The 2,180-nt window shown below is 67.0% G+C and carries 2 protein-coding genes; one reads left to right on the forward strand and one right to left on the reverse strand.

The window, feature by feature from the left end; all coding sequences use genetic code 11:
• The coding region (locus JZ791_RS43975) for a TauD/TfdA dioxygenase family protein (RefSeq protein ID WP_216903899.1) at positions 1-923 on the reverse strand (923 nt) is incomplete at its 3' end.
• Positions 924-987: 64 nt separating this feature from the next.
• Between JZ791_RS43975 and JZ791_RS43980 the strand changes: the two genes are divergently transcribed.
• Complete coding sequence (locus tag JZ791_RS43980) at positions 988-1,593, forward strand: TetR/AcrR family transcriptional regulator (RefSeq protein ID WP_216903902.1); 606 nt, start codon at positions 988-990, stop codon at positions 1,591-1,593.
• Positions 1,594-2,180: the final 587 nt, after the last annotated feature.

Below are 2,180 nucleotides of genomic sequence, written 5' to 3' on the forward strand. Positions count from 1 at the left end.
GTGCCGGTGATGGAGGCGCGCTCCATGATTCGGATCTGGGGCCAGTAGTCGCTGGTCGCGTAGTGCTGGACGGCTCGGTTGTCCCAGAAGGCGATGGTGTCGGGCTCCCAGTGCAGGCGGACCTGGTGTTCGGGGTAGTCGGCTTGGCGGCACAGGCGGTCCAGTAGGGCGCGACTTTCGTCCTCGTCCAGGCCCTCGATGGATTCGACGAAGATGCGGTTGACGTAGAGGTGTTTGCGGCCGGTGGCCTCGTGGGTGCACACCACGGGGTGGCGCGGGCTGGGGTTTTCCGCGCGCATGCGTTCCTGCTGTTCGGGCGGGGCGAAGCGGCCGAAGGCGCGGACGAAGTCGTGTACCGCGGTCATATCGTCGATCCGGGTACGGGTTTCCTCGTCCAGGCCCTGGTAGGCGGCGTACATATCGGCGAACAGGGTGTCGCCGCCGATCTCGGGGACCGAGATGGCGTGCAGGATCGCGCCCATCGATGGTACGGGACGCCAGGTGACGTCGTGGTGCCAGGAATTCTCGAAACCGGCCACCTCCGCACCCTTTTCGAAGCGGACCAGTTCGGGATGCTCGGCATTGGCACCCAGGGCCGGGTGCACCTCGAGTTCACCGAAGCGGCGGGCGAAGGCCAGATGCTGGGCCGGGTCGACCGGCTGGTTGCGGAAGAACAGCACCTTGTAGTCGTGCAGGGCCTGGCGCAGTTCGGCGATGACCTCGTCGGGCTGCGATTCGCGCAGGTCGATGCCGCTGATCTCCGCACCGAGCGTGGTGCCGGCCAAGCGGGCGTCGAAATGCTGCCAGCGCAGTGCGGTGAGGCGCTGATGTTCGGCGGTCAGATGGGTGAACGGGCCGGCCACGATCGGATATCCCGGCATCGGGAACGGGCGCACCGTGGGTTCGGCGGTTGTCCGGGTCATGAAAACTCCTCTGCGATCCTTCTGTAGTCACTCGACTACAGTGTCTGCGCGCTACTGTAGTCGTATGACTACGGATCGCGCAACGAAGCCGTCCGCCGAGGTTCCGGTGGGGCGGGAGGCTGTCGTCGCCGCTGTGCTCACCCACGCCGCGGACCTGTTCGCCGAACGCGGCCCAGCCGCGACGTCGATTCGCGATATCGCCGAGCGCGCGGGCGTCAACCACGGCCTGGTATTCCGGCATTTCGGGACGAAAGACCAGCTCGTGGCCCGAGTCCTGACCTACCTGGCCGCCGAGTCGGTCGCCGCGCTGGACGAGGCGGGCCGCGTCGACCACTCCCTCCTGGACGAGCGCCCCCGTCGTCACCTGGCCGTGCTGGCGCGCAGCATCCTCGACGGCTATCCGGTCGCCGAGCTGCAACAGGACTTCCCGGTCATCGCCCGGATGATCGAGAAGGCCCGCCCCTTCCACACCACCGACCGCGACGCCTCCCTGGCCGTGGCCCACGTCGCCGCGCTCGAACTCGGCTGGCAACTGTTCGGGCCGTTCCTGCGGGGCGCGGCGGGCCTGGAAGATATGTCGGCCGCCGAACTACAGTCCGGCATCGACGCCGAGGCCGCCCGCATCTTCCTGACCGCCCGCACCGACTCCCCCCGCGATACGCCGAGCTGAGTCACACAGGTCTCGTGTGCACCGATGCCCCGGGGTGTTGTTCTGTTGGTCCGTGATTCCGGAACGAGGACCTTCCCGCCGACCGCGTCGCCTTGACGCGAGGCACACAGAGTTGAGCTCTGTCGGTCTCTGGTGTGTCCCGGCGTCGGAGTACAGCTGGGCAACCGCAGGAGATGAGCGAGTTCCTCCGGCGACTGATCGACGGGTTGCACGGCACTTTCGGTGACGCCCAGCCTGCTGCCCGGCCTGAAGCTGCATTCTGTGCGGCCGAATATCCGATATCGGCGTTTTCGGTGCGCAGAATGTAGCTTCAGGCCGGATCATCGGCCAGCACGAGTAGGTCACCCAGAGCTGCGCGAATCGCGCCTGGCACGTGATGAGGCAGATGCAGGAGGGATAAGCGCTCTGGGCGCGCATCGAACATCTGGTTGCGTGTGCGAAGACACCGGGTCACCGCTGGTGAGCCGGCTCTCGGCCCGGGCGGGTCTTGGAATCCGGAGTTCGACGCATCCTGCGATGGTGGCGGGAGTGTGGCGGTGGCGGCAGGGTTGTCGGTGCTGCTCGGTACGGTTGGACGGTGCGAGAGG

It is taken from the genome of Nocardia alni, assembly GCF_019038435.1.
Lineage (GTDB): Bacteria > Actinomycetota > Actinomycetes > Mycobacteriales > Mycobacteriaceae > Nocardia > Nocardia alni.

What these genes read in the sequence shown, in the direction of transcription:
- JZ791_RS43980 (WP_216903902.1), top strand. Translation starts at nt 988, where the DNA reads ATGACTACGGATCGCGCAACGAAGCCGTCCGCCGAGGTTCCGGTGGGG.